The sequence below is a fragment of the Paenibacillus sp. DMB20 genome (assembly GCF_000987955.1).
GTDB lineage: Bacteria > Bacillota > Bacilli > Paenibacillales > Paenibacillaceae > Paenibacillus_AQ.
Genome location: NZ_LAZU01000018.1, coordinates 97,831 through 115,979 on the forward strand (window position 1 = coordinate 97,831; position 18,149 = coordinate 115,979).

Consider the following 18,149-nt stretch of genomic DNA (forward strand, 5'->3'; position numbering starts at 1 on the left):
TGAAGGAGGTGAATTTTTCAATGGCAGTACGTATTCGTCTGAAACGCATGGGTGCTCACAAAGCCCCTTTCTACCGCGTGGTGGTATCGGATTCCCGTTCTCCGCGTGACGGCCGCTTTATCGAGGAAATCGGTTATTACAATCCGGTTGCTCAACCGGCTGAAGTTAAAATCGATGAAGAAAAAGCGCTCAAATGGCTTCAAAACGGTGCTCAAGCATCCGACACTGTTCGCAACTTGCTTAGCAAGGCGGGCGTGATGAAGAAGTTCCACGAGCTTAAGAATCAGAAATAAGACTGATCGCGAGGGTCATCTATGGAAGAATTAGTTCGTGTTATCGCTAAGGCTTTGGTGGATCATCCGGAAGATGTGACCGTGAAGACGGTGGAGAAGGAGCATCTGATTGTGTATGAGCTGCACGTGCATCCTGACGATGTCGGGAAGGTCATAGGCAAGCAGGGGCGTATCGCCAAATCGCTGCGCACGGTCGTCACATCGGCGGCAGTCAAAATGGATAAACGGGTGACCGTTGACATCATTTCTTAAGATTATCGAAAAAGCATATTCTTAAGAGACTTTTTCTTAAAGATATACGAAAGGGGGTTAGGATGCATGTCCTAGCCCTTTTTCGTACATGCTGAAGAAAACCGTTAGGCTAGAAATGCAAGCTGGTGCTTATTACGTTTGATGCAGGAGGAAGACCATGTCCCAGAAGTTGATTACCGTAGGAAAAATTGTGAACACGCACGGCATTCGCGGCGAAATCAAGGTGATGCCGCATACGGATTTTGCAGAACAGCGTTTTGCCAAAAACAGCCCGTTGTTTATCGTTCTGACCAAAGGAGGCGCCCCGATTCCCGTGACGGTGGAGTCGTCCCGTCTTCATAAAAATATGTACATCATAAAGCTGAAAGAAATCGCAAGCATAAACGATGCGGAGAAATATAAGGAAAGTCTTTTGAAAATCAGTGAGGATCTTCAGGAGGAACTGCCGGATAACGAATATTATTTCCATGAAATTATCGGGTGCCGGGTTGTTACGGACGACGAGCCTGCCCAAGAGCTTGGGACGATCACGGAGATTTTGACGCCGGGGGCAAACGACGTATGGGTGGTTAAAACACCGAAGGGAAAAGAGGTTTTGCTGCCTTCGATTCCGGATGTCATCCTGGACGTGGATAAAGAGGCGAAAATCGTACGCGTTCATCTGATGGAAGGGTTGTTGTAGCATGAAGGTGGATGTGTTGACACTGTTTCCTGAAATGTTTGACGGGGTCTTCCATTCCAGCATTTTGGGGAAGGCCGCCGAGAAAGGCATCGTCTCGCTGAATGCGGTTAATTTCCGGCAGTACGCCGGAAACAAGCACGGCCAGGTGGACGATACGCCATATGGCGGCGGCGGAGGCATGGTGCTGAAGCCCGATCCGATTTTTGCCGCCGTTGAGGATTTGCTTAATCCGGGTGTAACGCAGGCGGGGCAAGGCGAAAGGCCTGCAGAGACTGCCGCGGATGCCGACACGGCTTCAGATACCCGGACACCTGAAGGTATGGAAATCGCCACGGCTCAGGCCGGTCTGGACGCAGGCGAAACGGCTCACGCCGAAACCAAAGCGCCGCGCGTCATTCTGATGTGCCCTCAAGGAGAAACATTTACGCAGAAGAAGGCCGAGGAGCTGTCGAAGGAAGAGCACCTGGTATTCATTTGCGGCCATTATGAGGGCTACGACGAGCGGATTCGCGAGTTTCTGGTTACGGATGAGCTGTCGATCGGAGATTATGTGCTTACGGGCGGAGAACTGCCCGCGATGGTCATTATTGATTCCGTCGTAAGGCTGCTCCCCGGTGTTCTTGGCAATGAAACATCCGCGGTAACGGATTCGTTCAGTACCGGGCTGCTGGAATATCCCCACTACACGCGTCCCGCGGAATTCCGCAGCTGGAAGGTGCCGGATATTCTGCTGAGCGGGCATCATGCGAACATTGACGTGTGGCGGCGGGAGCAGGCGCTGAAGCGGACCTGGGAGCGGCGACCGGAACTGCTGGACAGCCTGGAACTGTCCCAAAAGGACCGGATGTTCTTGGATAAGCTGAGAGCGGCGCGTAAAGACGACAATGGCAAACTCGATTCATGAAATTCGTGTGAAAGCCAAAGAGCCGACGCACGGCTCTCCGAAATAATGAAAGCGCTTACGAATATGGAAGGCACATCCGTTTTGCGGGCAAGGTGTCCAATTTTTTTTTAAAAAGCAGGTACAAATCGATAGCAAACGGGTAATAATATAACGGGTTAAATGAAGGATTGTAAGGAGGATTTACACATGAAGAACACTCAAAGCGATCACCCCTATAAACGTTTTAACGAACAGGAAGATGAGGTTACATTTCGAACGGTAGACGATATTTTAGATTACTATAGCAGCCGTCAAGGAACGAATCCCAACCCGTCCGAGAAACCCCTAAACTAATAGACGCGACAAGCCAACCCCGTTAATAATTCTCAGTTGATGCTGGGGTTCACAACACCGTTTCCATCCGGAAAATTGGACGCCTTCTGCGGTTGTATATCCGTAGAAGGCGTTTTAAACATATATGGCAGGTTCATTCCGGCTCGATCACAGGCAATTCGATATTCGCGTGAAAACCTTGTCCGGCATCGCTGGATAAAACCAAGCAACCGTGATGCGCTTTTGCAATTCGCGCTGCCATCGGCAGCCCCAACCCGTGCCCGTTTTGGCGCGGGTGTTTTCTTTTGGATGAATAAGGAAGTTCAAGCAAATCGGGAAGTTCGCTTCGGGAGATTCCTTTACCGTTATCGGATACCGTAAAACGGCAGATATGACGGCTTTCGTCAAAGGAGGTTTGCAAACGGATTCGGCAGCCGTCCGGATTGTGAAAAATGCTATTTTGCACCATATTGGTCATGGCGCGCAGCAGCAGCCGTTCATCCCCGTTCACTTTTGATCTTTCATCCAAAATCGCCACATCCAGCGTGAACCGTTCGTCCAAGCCGTTATTCAGCAGTTCGGACGCGGCTTGTCTTGCCAATGCCGACAGCCGGACGGGTTTCTTGCCGAGCGGCTGCATGTCATATTCCAACATGGAGACCAGGTTCAAGTCATGGACCAAAGAGCGCAGCTTTTCTGCCTGCTTCCGGACGATTCCCGCCTGACGCCGCTGATCTGAAGGCACGGCGTCATTTTCTTCTAAATCGCTTGCGTGGCCCAGCACCATGGAAAGGGGCGTGCGGATGTCGTGCGAAATGCCGGCAATCCAGTTCAATCGGGCTTCATCCCTGCTTTTTAAGGCATTGTTTTTCCGTTTCAGCAATGCGGATGCGTGATTGATGCTTAGTGCAAGGTTGGCCAATATTCCCTTCGGCTCTACAAATACTTCTTTGTCTTCAGCCAGGGCTTGTATGCCATGCGTCAGCGGACGGATGGAGCGGATCAGCTTGGAACCGATCAACAAGGACAAAAACAAGGCCAATGCAATGTTTCCCGCCAGCAGAATCAATGCTTTTAACGGCAGGTTTTCCACCAATCCTACCGAAAGGACATGCTCGTATTTGGCAAGGGTTCCTTTCGGGTACCCGACAACCACCAATCCTTCGCTATGCTCCCAAATAAAAACCGGATAGTCCCTCAAGTAGCTGCGGGAAAACTTGGCCGCATCCGTCAGCGAATAAGTTTGTTCCAGTTCACTCGGCAGCTTGTAATTCCATGTCACCCGACCTTGTTCGCCAATCAGCATCGCCCATGCCCGATGTTCATCCAGCAGCTTTTGGGATGAGGCGTTCAAGGAATAGGCATGGGACGAACGATGCAATCCCTCTGCGACGCTTCGTACTACAAAGGACGGAGATTTTCCTTCGTTCACTCCTTTTCCGATCCAGACAGACAGCACGATAAAATTGAGGACAAGCAGAAAAATGGAGATGAGCATGGTTGAGCTGACAAAGCGCTTTTAAGATGCGTACCGTCCCTTCCACCTTAATCCTCCTTCACGATCAGCTTGTATCCCAATCCCCGGACGGTTAATAAAAATGCCGGATTGGAGGGATTCGGCTCGATTTTCTCGCGGATGCGGCGGATGTGCACCATCAGCGTATTTTCGTATCCGTAATAATCATCTCCCCATGTGGCCTGGCAAAGGGCATCATTGGTTACAATGCGGTTCCGGTTTTCATAAAACTTGGAAAGCAGCGTATGCTCCTTTGCCGTCATAGGACATTCGCCCTCTTCACTTTTTTATGATGCCGCTTTCCAAATCAATATAGCGCGTTCCCAAACGGAAGGCCGGGCGCTTTTCCTGATTTGGCGGAGAATAAACCCTGCGCAGGACGGCCTTCAAACGCAAAACGAGCTCCCGCGGCAAAAACGGTTTTACAATGTAGTCATCCGCGCCAAGTCCCAGCCCCAATATGCGGTCTTCATCCTCTCCTCTCGCTGACAGAAAAAGGATCGGCATATTTGATATTTGACGCAGGGAAGGCAGTAAGGAAAATCCGTCCCCATCCGGCAGCATGACATCGAGGATAGCAATGTCGGGCTTTACCGACCGGCAAATCTCTAATGTCTCCGCGCAGTCGGCTGCATGATAGATGCGAGTAAACCCCTCCTTGCGCAGAAATCCATCCACCATATCCCTTATATCTTGCTCATCATCCACAATGAGCAGCTTTTTTATTTTTCAATTCTTCCATATTCAAATCACCCATTACCAATATACCAATTTTTCATCTTATTTCACCTATAAATCCGGTCGTGTTTCATGATTTAAGGCTGGCTTAAGGTTAGCGTCAGGTTGGCGAAAGACCCGGCTGCAATAATTTTGGTCATATCAGGCAAATGCCATATAGATGGGAGCTAAAAAGTATGAACCAAATCGTTTCTGCCCACAATCTTTCTAAACGTTACGGGGACGCTTTCTCTGTAAACCAGGTAAATTTATCCGTTGACGAAGGGGCCATCTACGGTTTCCTAGGCCCGAACGGGGCCGGCAAATCCACCACCTTGAAAATGCTTTTGGGACTGGTCAAGCCTACGGATGGCAAAATAACGGTCTTTGGAAAAGACTTGGAAACCAACCGTCGTTCCATTCTAAAAAAAAATCGGTTCGCTCATTGAATCGCCTTCCTATTACGGACATCTGACGGGGTTGGAAAATATGCGCATCGTCCAGCGGCTTCGCGATGTTCCCGATCGAAATGTGTTGGAAGCCCTGAAAATCGTCCGGCTTGAAAATCACAAGGATAAAAAAGTTGCGTTGTATTCCCTTGGCATGAAGCAGCGTTTGGGCATTGCCATGGCATTGGTTGCGTCTCCGAAGCTCCTTGTCCTGGATGAACCGACTAACGGCCTTGACCCTGCCGGGATCGGCGAAATCCGGGAACTGATTCGGTCTTTGCCGCAGCGTTATGGAATGACGGTCCTGCTGTCCAGTCATCTTCTTTCAGAAATTGAACAGATGGCAACTTCGGTAGGCATTATCAACAACGGAAAAATGCTGTTCCAGGGGAGCATGGAGGAGCTGCAGCGCAAAAGCCAACCTACCATTAGGATCAGGACGAGGAACAACGCTTCGGCACATGAAGTGCTTGTTCGAAAAGGCCTTTTTCCCATACTACAAAAGGATTGCCTGGTGTTTGAACATCTCACGGATTCGCAGGTAGCGCAGGCCAACAGAGATTTGACGGGAGCCCATATCGATGTGCTGCGGATCGAAGAACATAAGCGGAATTTGGAGAGCATATTCCTCGCGATTACAGGAAAGGAGAACAGCCTGTAATGAGAATGATTCGCCTTGAATTTTATAAACTGCGCCGCAAACGCCTGCTTCTGATGACGGTTTTGTTCCTTTGCGCAGAAATCGTTTGGGCGTTTGCTGCAGCCGGCATGTCGTTTTCCCGCCATCCCGGCCGAGCCGGATGGGAGCCGGTCATTGTCATGCTATCTTCGATGAACGGATTGTTTTTGCCCATTCTTTCAGCGATTGTCGTATCCCGCATTTGCGATATGGAGCATAAGGGGAATACATGGAAGCTGCTGTTGTCGGCTTCCGTGAGGCGAGGGCAGCTTTACGCGGCAAAATATATATGTGCCTGTTTAATCATGCTGTGTGCGTGCTTGCTGCAAGTGCTTGCCATTGCTGCCTTTGGAGTCATGAATGATTTTATTGAGCCTGTTCCAATCTTCCTTCTGGTTCGTTTTCTCATAGGCGTTGCGGTGACCAATATGGTCGTTATCGCATTGCAGCAATGGATGTCCATGGCCGTCAAAAATCAGGCTTTTGCGCTCTGTCTTGGCATGCTTGGCGGTTTTATCGGGTTGGTGGGCGATTTGTTCCCGGCGACGGTAAGGAGATTTTTTGCGTGGACTTACTATACGGGCTTAAGCCCGATTACGCAAAAGTATGCAAGCGAAGAAATGCAGCTCATCGTACGCGATTGGGGTGAAGCCCTGCCCGTGACGGGGATGCTGATCGCGGCTGGATTTGCGATTTATGCGGCTGGCAGCCTGCATGTATCCAGACAGGAAGTATAGGAGGAATGAAGATGTTAAGACATTGCGTTTCTGCGGAATGGCTGAAGCTCCGCCACTCCCGCATATGGATGATACTGATGATTTTGCCGCTGGTCAGCGTGTTCATCGGGTGCGCGAATTTCGCCATGAATCAGGGGGCTCTGCAAAAGGAATGGTACAGCTTGTGGTCGCAGGTCGGCCTGTTTTACGGGGAGTTTTTTCTTCCGATTCTCATCGCCATTTGCAATGCGTTTCTGTGCAGGCTGGAGCATGCCAACAAAAACTGGAATATGGTCATGACCGCCCCTGTACCCGCAGCGTATATTTTCATAGCCAAACTGATGGTGGCCGGCACGCTTCTCATATTTGTGCAAGGATTCTTTTTTTTTGCTGTATTTCCTTGGTGGTAAACTAACAGGCCTGTCTGCTGCGCTTCCCCCGGAATTACCCGGATGGTTATTTCGCGGCTGGATAGCGGCCCTTGCCATCAGCGTTTTTCAACTGGCGCTTTCCATGCGGATCCGCAGCTTTGCGGCACCGGTTGGAATCAGCCTATGCGCTGCATTTTTGGGGTTGGGAATGTACGTGGCGAAACTCTCCTTGTTTTTTCCGAATTCGCTGTTAACCACCGGAATGGGGGTGCTCAGTCAGGAGGGCCTCACTCCGGGTGATCATCTAACATTTTACGTGATGAATCTGCTTTACATGGCGGCAATCAGCGCGGCAGCCATCCGTCGGCTGCGAAAATCGGATGTGGTGGCCTAACCGAGGATAGAGGGTAATCGTTGTTCGATACTAATTAGGGAAAATGACTCCTGACGGATTCGGAGTCATTTTTCTTTTAACAACGGGCCATATCCAAATCGTGTAAAAATATTGAAAGCCAAAGTAAATGATTTGAAATTGTCTTGGCTTTGAAATCAGGTCTATAATTTGAACAACCGACAAAGCAAATGCCGAAATACATCGATTTGTTCAGGAGGTGCTGCAGGTTATGAAGCAAGCTGGACGTCCACGTTCGAAATATAAATGGGTCATTGCCGGCTTTTTTGTGCTGTCGATCTGCACGACTGCCGCGTTGATCAAGGGAAAGCTTCAGGCAGATGAACAGACATATGACGTGATCGCGACCGTCGATGGAATCCCGATCACGCTGCCGGAATTCAGTAGGGCAGCGCAAAGGAACAAGTCCGGAATATTGAATTATTTCCATGAAAAATACGGCGCGGAACAGACATCCGGGTTCTGGACAACCGCTTATGGCGGAGAAGTCCCTCTGGACGCGTTAAAGAAAAAGGCATTGGATGACAGCGTGAGAATTAAGGTCAGACAGTGGATTGCCATGGACCAAGGTATTTTGAAGCATATCGGCTATCCAGAGTTCTTGAAGCAGCTTCAACAGGAAAATGCTCGCAGGGCCAAAGCGGTCGCTAACCGGCAGGTGATTTATGGACCGGTCCGATACAACGAAAATACGTATTTTGAGTACATCATGACTAACGCCACGACGGCCGTGAAGCAAAAAATGCAGCTTGATGACGAATCGAAGCCGGACGAACGGGCGCTCAAAGCATTTTACGAGTTGCATAAGGATGAGCTGTACCAGACTCCGGGCGTCGTAAAGGTAGTCAGCATGTCCATTTCTTTTTTGGATTCCGATCGCAATGCCGATCCATCGAAAAAAGTTCAGGCTAAAAAGCAGTTGGAAGAGGCATACGCCGAACTGGAATCAGGGGCCACTTTCAGCGATATCGCCAAAATCTATTCGGATCAAGAGGCTCAGCAGGAGCTTGTGTTCCATCTGGGAAATTCCCGGCACAATTCCAGAAGCCCTGTCGCCAGGGCTGCGGAGAAGATGAGAACAGGCGAAACAAGCGGCATCATTGAGGAGAACGGAAGCTTGTATTTAATGAAATGTACGGAGAAAACCGAGCCGGGCTCCATGTACGCCCCTTATCCGGAGATAGAAGAGCAGGTGCTCAAGGATTATATCGATAGCGAATATGAAGTTTGGGTACGAAAAAAAATGGACCAAGCCCATGTCGAAGTCAATGAATCGCTGTATCGATCCTGGACGGCCCATGAATAGTCGAGGTATCCGGCATTTTTTGTAAGCGCTTCACAAAAAAATGTGGAGCCATTACATAAAGGCGGTCCGGGGATAACTCCGAATTCCGTCAAACATTCCTTTAAAAGGAGGATAAACGCATGTTTAAGAGGACAGCGAGAAAAGTAATCGGCATGATGACGTCCCTCGTTTTGATCTCGGGCCTCACGGTCAGCGCGGTGCCGGTCAAGGCCGAAACCGTCGCAGGGACTACGTATTACGTGGATCATGCCGGCGGGAACGACAACAATTCGGGAACGAACCCGGATGCAGCGTGGAAATCGCTGGGGAAGGTGAACGCGACGACCTTTGCCCCGGGAGATCGCATTTTGTTCAAAGCAGGTGGGACCTGGCAGGGACAGCTGTGGCCCAAGGGGTCTGGGGCCGAGGGCAGCCCAATCGTCATCGACATGTACGGGACAGGGAACAAACCGCTTATCTCCGGCGTGACCTCGGAACTCCAAACGGTCTTTTTAAAGAATCAGCAGTACTGGGAAATTAACAATCTGGAAGTGACGAACCCATCGTCCGAGCCGTTTACGAGAGATTGGAAGGGTGCCCGCGGAGAGCGGCGAGGCGTCTACATCCTGAATGAGGAAGGCGGAATTCTGAACCATATCCATATCAAAAATCTTGACGTCCATGATGTCGATGGCGTGTATACGACCCGGTCCGGAGGGATCATTTTCGACTCCGTGGGTTCATGGGTGCCAAGCGCTTTTAACGATGTGCTCATTGACGGCAATACGTTAACCGATGTGGACGCGTATGGAATTTACATCGGCTCCAACTGCATCGTTCGATACGGCATGGGCGATTTGTGGGAATGGGTGCCCAAACCGTACGGGGCTTGGACGCCGTCAACCGGCGTAAAGATCTCAAACAATACCGTAGTTCGCGCGGCAACCGGCGGCATCGCCTGGAATGTAACGGATGGCGCGGTGGTGGAGCATAATACCGTTCAGGAAGCCACTTATTTGGCGACCAATGCTTCCATCTGGTGGGCTTATGCCGACAACAACGTAGTCCAGTATAATGAATCGTTTGCCAGCCGCAACGGTTCGGAAGACGGTACGGGCTTCGATGTGGATGCCGGCAATCTGGGCTCCCTGGTCCAATACAATTACAGCCATGATAATGCCGGCGGTTTCATGCTCTATGTTAATGACACCTATAACACGATCAATACGATTGTAAGATATAACATCAGCCAAAATGACAGGGCCCGTATTTTCCGCTACAGCGGCTCCATCGATACGGTGCTGAATTACAACAACACCATTTATGTCGGGGCTGCTTCCGGGAATCCGGTGATGAGCGATTACTTCACCAAAGCCTCCGGCAGTCCGAAGAATATCAAAAATTATAACAACGCGTACTACAGCGTCGGGGACAGAGGCTGGACGCTAACGGGCCAAACCTTTGACAATAACGCCTATTTCGGCGGCAAAACGTTGGTTAGCGCCGATGCCCATAAGGTGACGGCAAATCCGAAATTCGTGAATCCGGGCAGCGGAGGAACCGGAATGGATACGGTTGACGGCTACCGGCTTCAAAGCGATTCTCCGCTGATTGGCGCGGGGGTTCCGATTGCCGATAACGGAGGAAGGGATTACTTCGGCAATCCGCTGTATAACGGGGATCCGGATATCGGAGCGTTTGAGTATCAGGGAACCGTACCTCCCGCCACCGGTAAAACCCCGATCACCTATACGCCGGCGCCGATCACGCCGATGCCGACGCCGCCGGGACCCGCTCCGGGAAATCTGGCGCCGCTCGCAACCGCAACGGCATCGGTTGCAACCTTGTCCACCAGCTCCATCAAATGGCTGACTGACGGCTCCTACGACAGAGCCTGGTCCAGCGTGGACAAGGGCGTAACCTTTCCGAACTATGTCACGCTTGATTTTGGAACGAAGCCTGTAACCGCCAATCAATTGAAAATCGTAACAAGATTCGGAACGGGCCAAGGCATCACCACGCTTGATCTGGAGTACTTTAACGGCACGGACTGGGTACCGTTAAAGACAGGCATCCAATGGGTTTGGAAGTACGGCGACCAGACGAACGAAACCCAAACGGTTGATTTCGACCCGACGACCGCTGCCAAGTTCAGGTTGAAAGTGGGCGGAGCGAACCTGAAATGGGGCAATTTCGCGATCAATGAGCTGGAAATGTACTATAATCGGTAATCTATTTGTGATAGTTAAGAAATGCGCAATCCAAGGGCTTGTACCTTCTTAAATTCCAGGGCAAGCCCCAAAAAAAGAATCTTCCTTAGGGATGATTCTTTTTTTTGTTAATCACTATACTTGATGATAGTGGAACCTGTACCAATATGGGGGTTAATCTGGGGGGGAGAACATGAAACTTCATGCTGCGGGAAAAGCATCCCGGTGGTTCGTGTATCAAAAAATCGTCGTTGTGTTCGTCTTATTATTGCTTCCTCTCATTTCCATGAATATTTGGCTTAATTACAAGGGGATGTCCACGACCAAACATGCCATTCTGAACTCGTCTTTGGCAGGCGCGTCGTTTTACTCCAAACAGCTGGATAAAGAAATGTATTTTATTCGGAATTTGCAGCTGCAGCTGTTGAACGACAAGGATCTTCAGAAACTCAGCTTCCGCGGCGGCATGCTGGAGAATTACGAAGAGGTGGAACTGATAGAGCAGGCCAGGGACCGGCTGACCATGCTAACGGTATCGAGCGAATATGTGGTGAATGCCGGCGTTTACGTTGAAAATATCGGCAAAACCATCTCCACGGTTTCGGGCGTTACCAATATACCAAACGATGAAATGAGGCTGATATCGTCGCTTATGTCGGCTACGCCCAAACCCTCCTTTTACAGAAGCGGCGACCGGATCTTTTTCATTGAAACCGAAAATAACGGTAGCATCTGGTCATACATTGAGATCTCCAAGCCGAGGCTGCTGGAAGCATTAACCGAAATCGCAAAGCTGTATCCGGAATCTGAAGTATTGCTGGGCAATGAAGAATGGGGCACCGTGTTGACGACAGCGCGGGAACCGGGAGAATCCGCCGGAATTCTGGGCCTTGCCGAGGGAGAGGAAATGCATGACTCCGATACGCCAATGATCAAAAAAAATGAAGGGCATCAGCTATTATATTATCCAAAATGAAGTCGGTTCACTGAATTTATCGCTCATCATGTACGTGAACCAGAATGAAATCACCCGTCCCCTAAGCCAATTCACGACTTGGTTTTACGCATTGTTTTTCATAGCCCTTATCGTCATGATTCTGTATTCCTTCTCGGTCAATCTCATGATCCACAGGCCTTTATCCAAACTGGTCAAGGCGTTTCATATGCTCGAAACCGATAATCTGAATATCATGATCGAATCCAAATCAAAGGATGAGTTTCATTATGTGTTCAACAGCTTTAACAATATGGCGCTTAAATTGAAGAATTCGATCGAGGAAAACTATGAGCAAAAAATAGCATTGCAGCACTCCCAGCTCAAGCAGCTGCAATCCCAGATCAATCCGCATTTTTTGTATAACAGCTTCTTCAACATTTACATGATGTGCAAGGTCGGAGACGCGGACGGTGCCGCGGAGCTTTCGCAAAAGCTGGCGAGTTATTACCAATATATCACCAGAAGCGGCGCGGATCAGGTTCCGTTTTATAAAGAATACCGTCATGCGCTGGATTACTGCGATATTCAGTGCATCCGTTTTTCGAACCGGATTGCTTATGAATACGGGGAAATCGCGGATATCCCCCCGGCCATTACCGTACCGCGGCTGATCATTCAACCCATTGTCGAAAATATCTTCGAACATGCTTTCGAAGATGATGCCCGGGAAGGGATGATCTATATTCATGCGGAGTACCGGGATGGCGGATTGCGGGTCACCGTGGAGGATAACGGAAATCTGGCAACCGATGCGAAGATCGAACATTTGCGCGAAAAGCTCGCAACCCCTTCCAAGCATATTGAAAAAACGGGACTAATCAATGTCAATAACAGGCTTCAGCTTAAATACGGGCCAGGCAGCGGGCTATTCGCCTCGCGGAGCTCTTATGGCGGATTAAGGATAGATCTGATCGTTTTTACTGGAAAAGAGGAGGCATAACCCATGTATCGACTGTTAATCGTAGACGACGAACCGGCTATAACCAACGGCCTGGTTCAGCTTTTTCAGGAGAATCCGCAGTTTGAACTTGATGTATGCAAAGCCTATTCCGCGAGGGAGGCGCTTGAGATCGCCAGGAAAATGAAGCTGGACATTCTTGTCAGCGACATCCGCATGCCCCAAAAGAACGGTCTGCAGCTCGTTGACGAAATCACATACTATTGGCCGCTGTGCAGGATTATTTTTCTTACCGGCTACAGCGAATTTGAATTTGTGCATGAGGCCCTGCGCAAAAATGCAGACAATTATATCCTGAAAACGGAAGGCATCGAGCCGATCTTTCAGGCGGTGAAAGAGGCTTCCTGCAAGCTTGATGAGGAGAACCGCCGCCGAATTCAGGAAGAGAAGGCAAAGAAACATTTTCAAATCGCCGAGCGCTTTTTGAAAAACGAGCTTGTAGAGAGGATGCTGAACGGTGAGCCGGTTCCAACTCTTTTGTCCGAGTCCCGTTATGAGGAGTTGAACTTCCGTATCCATGTTGACCAGCCTTCCTTCTTTCTGGTCGGCCGGATCGATAACTTGGAGGTCATGACCAAGGAAGCGGTCCAGTCGGTTCAAGGGACGTTTCAAAATTATCTGCCCTCCTCGTTTGTCAATGAGCATGTTGTATATGAACATCATTCTTTGATATGGCTGCTTCAACCCGATTCGGAGCTGCTCGGCCGTTTTCAGGATAATGGTCCGGAGTCGGAGCTGGATTGGAAAGGGATAGCGGCCTATATAAAAGGAATTCTGGAGCTTGTACAAAACGAGTGCGAGGAGTTGCTCGGGGTTTCCGTATCCTTCGGGATATCCCATAACCTGAAGGGACGGTGGGATTCGATCCGGCGGCAGTATGAAACTCTGCTGTCCATCCTGCAGCGCAGGGCCGAACTTGGCCAGTGCATGGTCATCGTTGACATTGAACAGGCCGTCAAATATGAAGAGGCTTTGGTTCAGCACGGCCGAATGCAGCAGGATGAGATGAAATCAATGGTAATCGATCAGATACATAGGTACATCCAGAAGCATTTATCGGGCGATGTCTCCCTGACCGCGATAGCGGATGAGGTGCATTTTAACCCGTCTTACCTCTCACGGTACTACAAACAGATGACGGGCCATAATCTGCTGGAATTTATTCAGACGAAAAAACTGGAAGCCGCACTTCATCTGATGCTGCATACCAACCTGAAGTTGAACGAGATTGCCGCCCGGGTCGGTTTTGATTCGCATTCTTATTTCACTACATTTTTCAAGAAAAAAAATGGGCGTTTCCCCTCAGGAATACCGGAACTCCATATAAGTAAAAAAAAGTGATAGCAATGTAAAAAACTCAAAATTGTTAGCGCTTTCCCTTGGGATTTATAATGAATGCATGAAGCACGGTTAACACGATTACGGTACGCAAAAGGGGGAAGGCCTTCAACATGAAACGACTCAAACCATGGAAAATGATTTTGATTGCCGCGATGACGCTATCGGTATTATCCGCCTGTTCAAGTCAAGGAAACGAGCCTGCCGGCTCAACTCCCCAGACCTCTTCCCAGGAGGAGAACCAAACCGCTGCACCACCCGAACCGCTGGGCAAATACCCGGAAACGGTAACGGTAACGGAGGTGCTCGGCTACAATCCGCCCGAAGATCCGCGGACGCCTAAGGGCATAACGCCCGAACAGAATGCGTATCTCAAAGATTTAAAAGATATGTTGAATATTGAAGTCAAATACAAATGGACGGTTCCGTCGAGCCAGTTCGAGCAGAAATTCTCATTAGCCATGGCATCCGCCGATCTGCCGGATATCATCGAGCTGGACCCGAAAAATTTCGAGAAACTGAAGAAACAGGATATGCTGGCCGATCTTACGCAAGCCTATAACGATTACGCATCTCCGACGCTTAAGAAGTATATGGAGTCCGACGGCGGTTTTGCCATGAAGACGTTTAATTCGGAGGGCAAGCAATTAGGGATTCCGGCATTCGAGGATCCTTTCCTGTCAACGCAGCTTCTATGGATACGGAAGGACTGGCTTGACAACCTGAAGCTGGAGCCGCCAAAAACGATGGATGATCTGGAGAAGGTCGCCAAGGCTTTTGTGCAAAATGACCCGGATCAAAACGGCGTAAACGACACCTACGGCATTGCGATGCAAAAGAATCTGTTCTTCTGGGGCTTTGATCTGAGAGGCTTCTTCAACGGGTTCGGCGCTTATCCGTCCATCGGCGACAATCAGACGGCCTGGATTAAGGACAGCGGCGGCAAGCTGATTCCGGGCATCATTCAACCGGAAGTCAAAACGGCGCTCGGCAAACTGCAATCCTGGTACAAGGACGGCATTCTGGATAAAGAATTTGCGCTGAAGGATGAGAACAAGTCGGTTGAAGACATCACGGCAGGCAAAGTCGGCATTTCCTACGGCGAATGGTGGTATCCGAACTGGCCGTTGAACCTGAACGTCGACAAGGATCCGAAGGCGGATTGGATTGCGGTTCAGATCCCCGGTGTGGACGGACCCGGCAAGTCGCTGGTTCCCAAAATCCGGAGCAGCAAGATTTTCGCCGTAAACCAGAAATCGAAAAATCCGGAAGCGGCGATTAAAATGATCAACTTCTATATAGAAATGGGCAACAAGAAATACATGGACCAGAATAAAGCCGAAAAAGGATATGTCTACAATTGGTTCAACCCGCGGATTTATAACCCAGCCCAAATCGATACGATCTTTACGGAAGTCAACAAGGCGCTGGATGCGAATCAGACGGAAATCACGCTGGATGACGAAAATTACAAGAACGTGGCCGACGTGTTCAAAGCAACCAAGGATTACCTTGCGGGCAATACGGCGAATGCTACCAAAGGGGTAAACTGGGGGCAGTATTTCAGCCGTGCGGCGAAAGACGGCGGATGGGGCATGACTCGTCAGATCAAAGAGAGCCAAGCGTTTGTGAACAACGAATTTTATGGCCTGCCTACGGAAACCCAAGTGGAAAAAGGATCGCAGCTGGACAAGCTGATGCAGGAGACCTTTACCAAGATTATTATGGGCGCTCCTCTGGATGAATTCGATAAGTTCGCGGAAAGCTGGAAAACCCTGGGCGGCGACAAAATTACCCAAGAGGTCAATGATTGGTACAGCACGCAGGCTGCGAAATAATTTTTTTGGGAATTGAAACGAAACGGGGGAGGATGAGCCTGGAAAATCGGCAAATCCCTCCCGTTTTAAAATAAACGGAGGTTCAGCCATGAAAACGCTTAAAAAAAGAATATCCGCTGCATTTGATGCTGCTGCCCGGAATCATCGTCACGCTGATTTATGCCTATGGCCCCATGGCCGGCCTTGTGATGGCTTTCCAGCAATTCGAGCCGCTTTTCAGGTTTTTTCAACTCCGAGTTTGTCGGATTTGATAATTTTCGGTATGTGTTCGAACTGCCGGATTTTAAGCAGGTACTCTTAAATACGATTATTATCTCCATTTCCAAAATGGTGCTGTTCTTGCTCGTTCCCCTGATCCTGGCATTGCTGCTTAACGAGGTCGCCAGAAGATGGTTCTCGCGTTTCATACAATCCGCCATCTTCCTGCCGTTCTTTCTCTCCTGGACGGTTCTTGGCGGCGTGATCATCGAGCTGTTCTCCTTGAACGGGCCGGTCAACGGGCTGCTCGGCGCTTTGGGCATGGAGCCCGTCATGTTCATGCTGGATAATCAATGGTTCCGCGGGATCGTGATCGGGTCGGACGTCTGGAAAGGGATGGGTTATAACATGATCGTCATGCTTGCCGCCATTACGGGCATTAACTCGACATTATACGAGGCGGCCGAGGTTGACGGTGCAGGAAGATGGAAGCAAATGCTCCATGTTACGCTTCCGGGGATGGCCCCCATTTTGATCCTGCTTGGCGTGTTAAGCCTCGGCGGAATCCTGAATGCAGGTTTCGAGCAAATCCTGATCATGTATAATCCAACGGTTTACGCGGGTGCGGACGTGATCGATACCTTCGTCTACCGGCTCGGAATGTTTAGCCAACAATTTGGACCAGCCGCCGCCGTCGGACTTTTTTAAATCCGTGATTTCGCTGGTTCTCGTGTCCGTGACCTACTATGCGGCTTACAAATATAACAATTACCGGATCTTTTAGGCTGGAGGTAGAAAGATGCACAGACCAACAATCAGCAGAAGGCTTTTCGTGATAATGAATACGCTGCTGCTCACCGCAATCACCCTGCTCGGCATCATCCCGTTCATCCACTTGCTCTCCATTTCGCTCAGCTCGAATACGGCCGCCATGGCCGGCGAGGTGAAGCTTTGGCCGGTCGGCTTTAATCTGGATGCCTATAGATACCTGGGCGAAAAGGTTGAATTTTTCCGCTCGCTGTGGGTGTCCGTTGAACGGGTGGTGCTGGGGACCGTCGTAAATATGTTTCTTGTGTTCATTACCGCATTCCCGCTTTCGAAATCCAACAGCCAGTTTAAGTACAGAACGCCGTATGTGTGGTTTTTTGCCATCACGATGTTTTTCGGCGGCGGGTTGATCCCCACCTATATTATCGTGAAGAATACGGGCTTGATCGATTCCATTTGGGCGCTGATTCTGCCCGGTGCGCTGAATGTATGGAACATGGTGCTGATGCTGAATTTTTTCAGAACCATTCCGAAGGAACTGGATGAAGCGGCAACGATTGACGGTGCGGGACACTGGAGGGTGTTATGGTCCATTTACCTGCCGGTATCCCTGCCGTCCATCGCAACCATTGGACTGTTTACCATCGTGGGACATTGGAATGCCTGGTTCGATGGAATCCTGTACTTGAATTCGCCCGAAAAATACCCGCTTCAAACCTATCTGTCCACCCTGATCATGTCAATTAATTCCCAGCTGACCTCCATTTCGATCGAGCAGATCAAGGCAATGGAAAACCTGAGCGAGAAAACGCTGCGCACGGCCCAAATTTTCATGGGTGCGCTGCCGATTATGGTGGTTTATCCATTCCTGCAAAAATACTTCGTCAAAGGGATGACCGTAGGGAGCGTCAAGGAATAGAGCGTATGGGAAAGAGGGATTGAAGTAAACCAGTGAATAGCTTGAAACATCGGGGCGTGCTTGCAGCGGAAAATCCACGACAGAGTTGCTTCTAAAATCTCTGCAGTAGTGCGCGCGCTTAACTCTTGCATGGGTGCGCGCCTATCCGTTATAATAACGTTGAACGAGAGTTAGGCGCAGGATAAACGTTGTAGCTAACGCAGGCAATACGTTGTCTTGACGCAATTTTAGTCTGAAGCAGTGTCGGGGTATGGCGCAGTCTGGTAGCGCGCACCCTTGGGGTTTCCTCACGTAAAATATCCGCTATAAACCGCGCTATATCAACGTTTTTAACG

Annotated in this window: 14 protein-coding genes and 4 pseudogenes; 16 read left to right on the forward strand and 2 right to left on the reverse strand. The window is 49.7% G+C overall.

Annotated features, from left to right (window positions below):
- Nucleotides 1-20: 20 nt before the first annotated feature.
- From rpsP to XI25_RS33270, 5 genes are all read left to right on the forward strand, one after another.
- On the forward strand, nt 21-293 hold the full coding sequence (gene rpsP / locus XI25_RS06670; protein WP_046677915.1) for a 30S ribosomal protein S16: 273 nt from the start codon (nt 21-23) through the stop codon (nt 291-293).
- A 21-nt stretch (nt 294-314) separates the two neighbouring features.
- The gene (locus tag XI25_RS06675; protein WP_007132100.1) at nt 315-545 is read left to right on the forward strand and encodes a KH domain-containing protein; all 231 of its coding nucleotides are present in this window, start codon (nt 315-317) and stop codon (nt 543-545) included.
- Between the two features lie 157 nt (nt 546-702).
- Complete coding sequence (gene rimM / locus XI25_RS06680) at nt 703-1,227, forward strand: ribosome maturation factor RimM (RefSeq protein ID WP_046677916.1); 525 nt, start codon at nt 703-705, stop codon at nt 1,225-1,227.
- Nucleotide 1,228: 1 nt separating this feature from the next.
- The gene (trmD, locus tag XI25_RS06685; protein ID WP_046677917.1) at nt 1,229-2,131 is read left to right on the forward strand and encodes a tRNA (guanosine(37)-N1)-methyltransferase TrmD; all 903 of its coding nucleotides are present in this window, start codon (nt 1,229-1,231) and stop codon (nt 2,129-2,131) included.
- Between the two features lie 186 nt (nt 2,132-2,317).
- Nucleotides 2,318-2,464, forward strand: a complete 147-nt coding sequence (locus tag XI25_RS33270; protein ID WP_160308884.1) for a hypothetical protein — start codon at nt 2,318-2,320, stop codon at nt 2,462-2,464.
- 133 nt (nt 2,465-2,597) lie between these two features.
- Here XI25_RS33270 and XI25_RS06690 read toward each other — a convergent pair whose 3' ends face one another.
- Entirely contained in the window at nt 2,598-3,941 is a 1,344-nt protein-coding gene (locus XI25_RS06690) for a sensor histidine kinase (protein WP_046677918.1), read from the reverse strand.
- Between the two features lie 47 nt (nt 3,942-3,988).
- Nucleotides 3,989-4,640, reverse strand: a pseudogene (locus XI25_RS06695) (response regulator transcription factor).
- A gap of 233 nt (nt 4,641-4,873) precedes the next feature.
- Here XI25_RS06695 and XI25_RS06700 point away from each other — a divergent pair.
- The 11 genes and pseudogenes from XI25_RS06700 (at nt 4,874) to XI25_RS06745 (ending at nt 17,814) form a co-directional block, all read left to right on the forward strand.
- A pseudogene (locus tag XI25_RS06700) lies at nt 4,874-5,786 on the forward strand (ABC transporter ATP-binding protein).
- A complete protein-coding gene (locus XI25_RS06705; RefSeq protein WP_046677919.1) occupies nt 5,786-6,541 on the forward strand; it encodes an ABC transporter permease in 756 nt (251 codons plus the stop codon). Before XI25_RS06700 ends, XI25_RS06705 begins: the two are co-directional and overlap by 1 nt.
- 11 nt (nt 6,542-6,552) lie before the next feature.
- Nucleotides 6,553-7,285 (forward strand): annotated as a pseudogene (locus XI25_RS06710) (ABC transporter permease).
- 229 nt (nt 7,286-7,514) lie between these two features.
- The gene (locus XI25_RS06715) at nt 7,515-8,609 is read left to right on the forward strand and encodes a peptidylprolyl isomerase (RefSeq protein WP_046677920.1); all 1,095 of its coding nucleotides are present in this window, start codon (nt 7,515-7,517) and stop codon (nt 8,607-8,609) included.
- Between the two features lie 119 nt (nt 8,610-8,728).
- Nucleotides 8,729-10,819, forward strand: a complete 2,091-nt coding sequence (locus XI25_RS06720) for a right-handed parallel beta-helix repeat-containing protein (protein WP_200901394.1) — start codon at nt 8,729-8,731, stop codon at nt 10,817-10,819.
- Nucleotides 10,820-10,991: 172 nt separating this feature from the next.
- Complete coding sequence (locus tag XI25_RS34225; RefSeq protein WP_235439708.1) at nt 10,992-11,774, forward strand: hypothetical protein; 783 nt, start codon at nt 10,992-10,994, stop codon at nt 11,772-11,774.
- On the forward strand, nt 11,740-12,735 hold the full coding sequence (locus tag XI25_RS34230; RefSeq protein WP_235439709.1) for a sensor histidine kinase: 996 nt from the start codon (nt 11,740-11,742) through the stop codon (nt 12,733-12,735). The genes XI25_RS34225 and XI25_RS34230 overlap by 35 nt, the downstream gene beginning before the upstream one ends.
- Before the next feature lie 3 nt (nt 12,736-12,738).
- Nucleotides 12,739-14,094 carry a response regulator transcription factor gene (locus tag XI25_RS06730; protein WP_152669075.1) on the forward strand — a complete coding sequence of 452 codons (1,356 nt, stop codon included), beginning with the start codon at nt 12,739-12,741 and terminating at the stop codon, nt 14,092-14,094.
- Nucleotides 14,095-14,204: 110 nt separating this feature from the next.
- Nucleotides 14,205-15,929: an extracellular solute-binding protein gene (locus tag XI25_RS06735; RefSeq protein ID WP_046677921.1), complete on the forward strand. Its 1,725-nt coding sequence runs from the start codon at nt 14,205-14,207 to the stop codon at nt 15,927-15,929.
- A 125-nt stretch (nt 15,930-16,054) separates the two neighbouring features.
- A pseudogene (locus XI25_RS06740) lies at nt 16,055-16,911 on the forward strand (ABC transporter permease).
- Nucleotides 16,912-16,926: 15 nt separating this feature from the next.
- Complete coding sequence (locus tag XI25_RS06745) at nt 16,927-17,814, forward strand: carbohydrate ABC transporter permease (RefSeq protein WP_046677922.1); 888 nt, start codon at nt 16,927-16,929, stop codon at nt 17,812-17,814.
- The last annotated feature ends 335 nt before the right edge of the window (nt 17,815-18,149 follow it).

Bases quoted from the DNA above. Each gene is read 5' to 3' on its own strand.
- rpsP (WP_046677915.1), top strand. From the start codon at position 21: ATGGCAGTACGTATTCGTCTGAAACGCATGGGTGCTCACAAAGCCCCT.
- XI25_RS06675 (WP_007132100.1), top strand. From the start codon at position 315: ATGGAAGAATTAGTTCGTGTTATCGCTAAGGCTTTGGTGGATCATCCG.
- rimM (WP_046677916.1), top strand. From the start codon at position 703: ATGTCCCAGAAGTTGATTACCGTAGGAAAAATTGTGAACACGCACGGC.
- trmD (WP_046677917.1), top strand. From the start codon at position 1,229: ATGAAGGTGGATGTGTTGACACTGTTTCCTGAAATGTTTGACGGGGTC.
- XI25_RS33270 (WP_160308884.1), top strand. From the start codon at position 2,318: ATGAAGAACACTCAAAGCGATCACCCCTATAAACGTTTTAACGAACAG.
- XI25_RS06690 (WP_046677918.1), bottom strand. From the start codon at position 3,941: ATGCTCATCTCCATTTTTCTGCTTGTCCTCAATTTTATCGTGCTGTCT.
- XI25_RS06705 (WP_046677919.1), top strand. From the start codon at position 5,786: ATGAGAATGATTCGCCTTGAATTTTATAAACTGCGCCGCAAACGCCTG.
- XI25_RS06715 (WP_046677920.1), top strand. From the start codon at position 7,515: ATGAAGCAAGCTGGACGTCCACGTTCGAAATATAAATGGGTCATTGCC.
- XI25_RS06720 (WP_200901394.1), top strand. From the start codon at position 8,729: ATGTTTAAGAGGACAGCGAGAAAAGTAATCGGCATGATGACGTCCCTC.
- XI25_RS34225 (WP_235439708.1), top strand. From the start codon at position 10,992: ATGAAACTTCATGCTGCGGGAAAAGCATCCCGGTGGTTCGTGTATCAA.
- XI25_RS34230 (WP_235439709.1), top strand. From the start codon at position 11,740: ATGAAGGGCATCAGCTATTATATTATCCAAAATGAAGTCGGTTCACTG.
- XI25_RS06730 (WP_152669075.1), top strand. From the start codon at position 12,739: ATGTATCGACTGTTAATCGTAGACGACGAACCGGCTATAACCAACGGC.
- XI25_RS06735 (WP_046677921.1), top strand. From the start codon at position 14,205: ATGAAACGACTCAAACCATGGAAAATGATTTTGATTGCCGCGATGACG.
- XI25_RS06745 (WP_046677922.1), top strand. From the start codon at position 16,927: ATGCACAGACCAACAATCAGCAGAAGGCTTTTCGTGATAATGAATACG.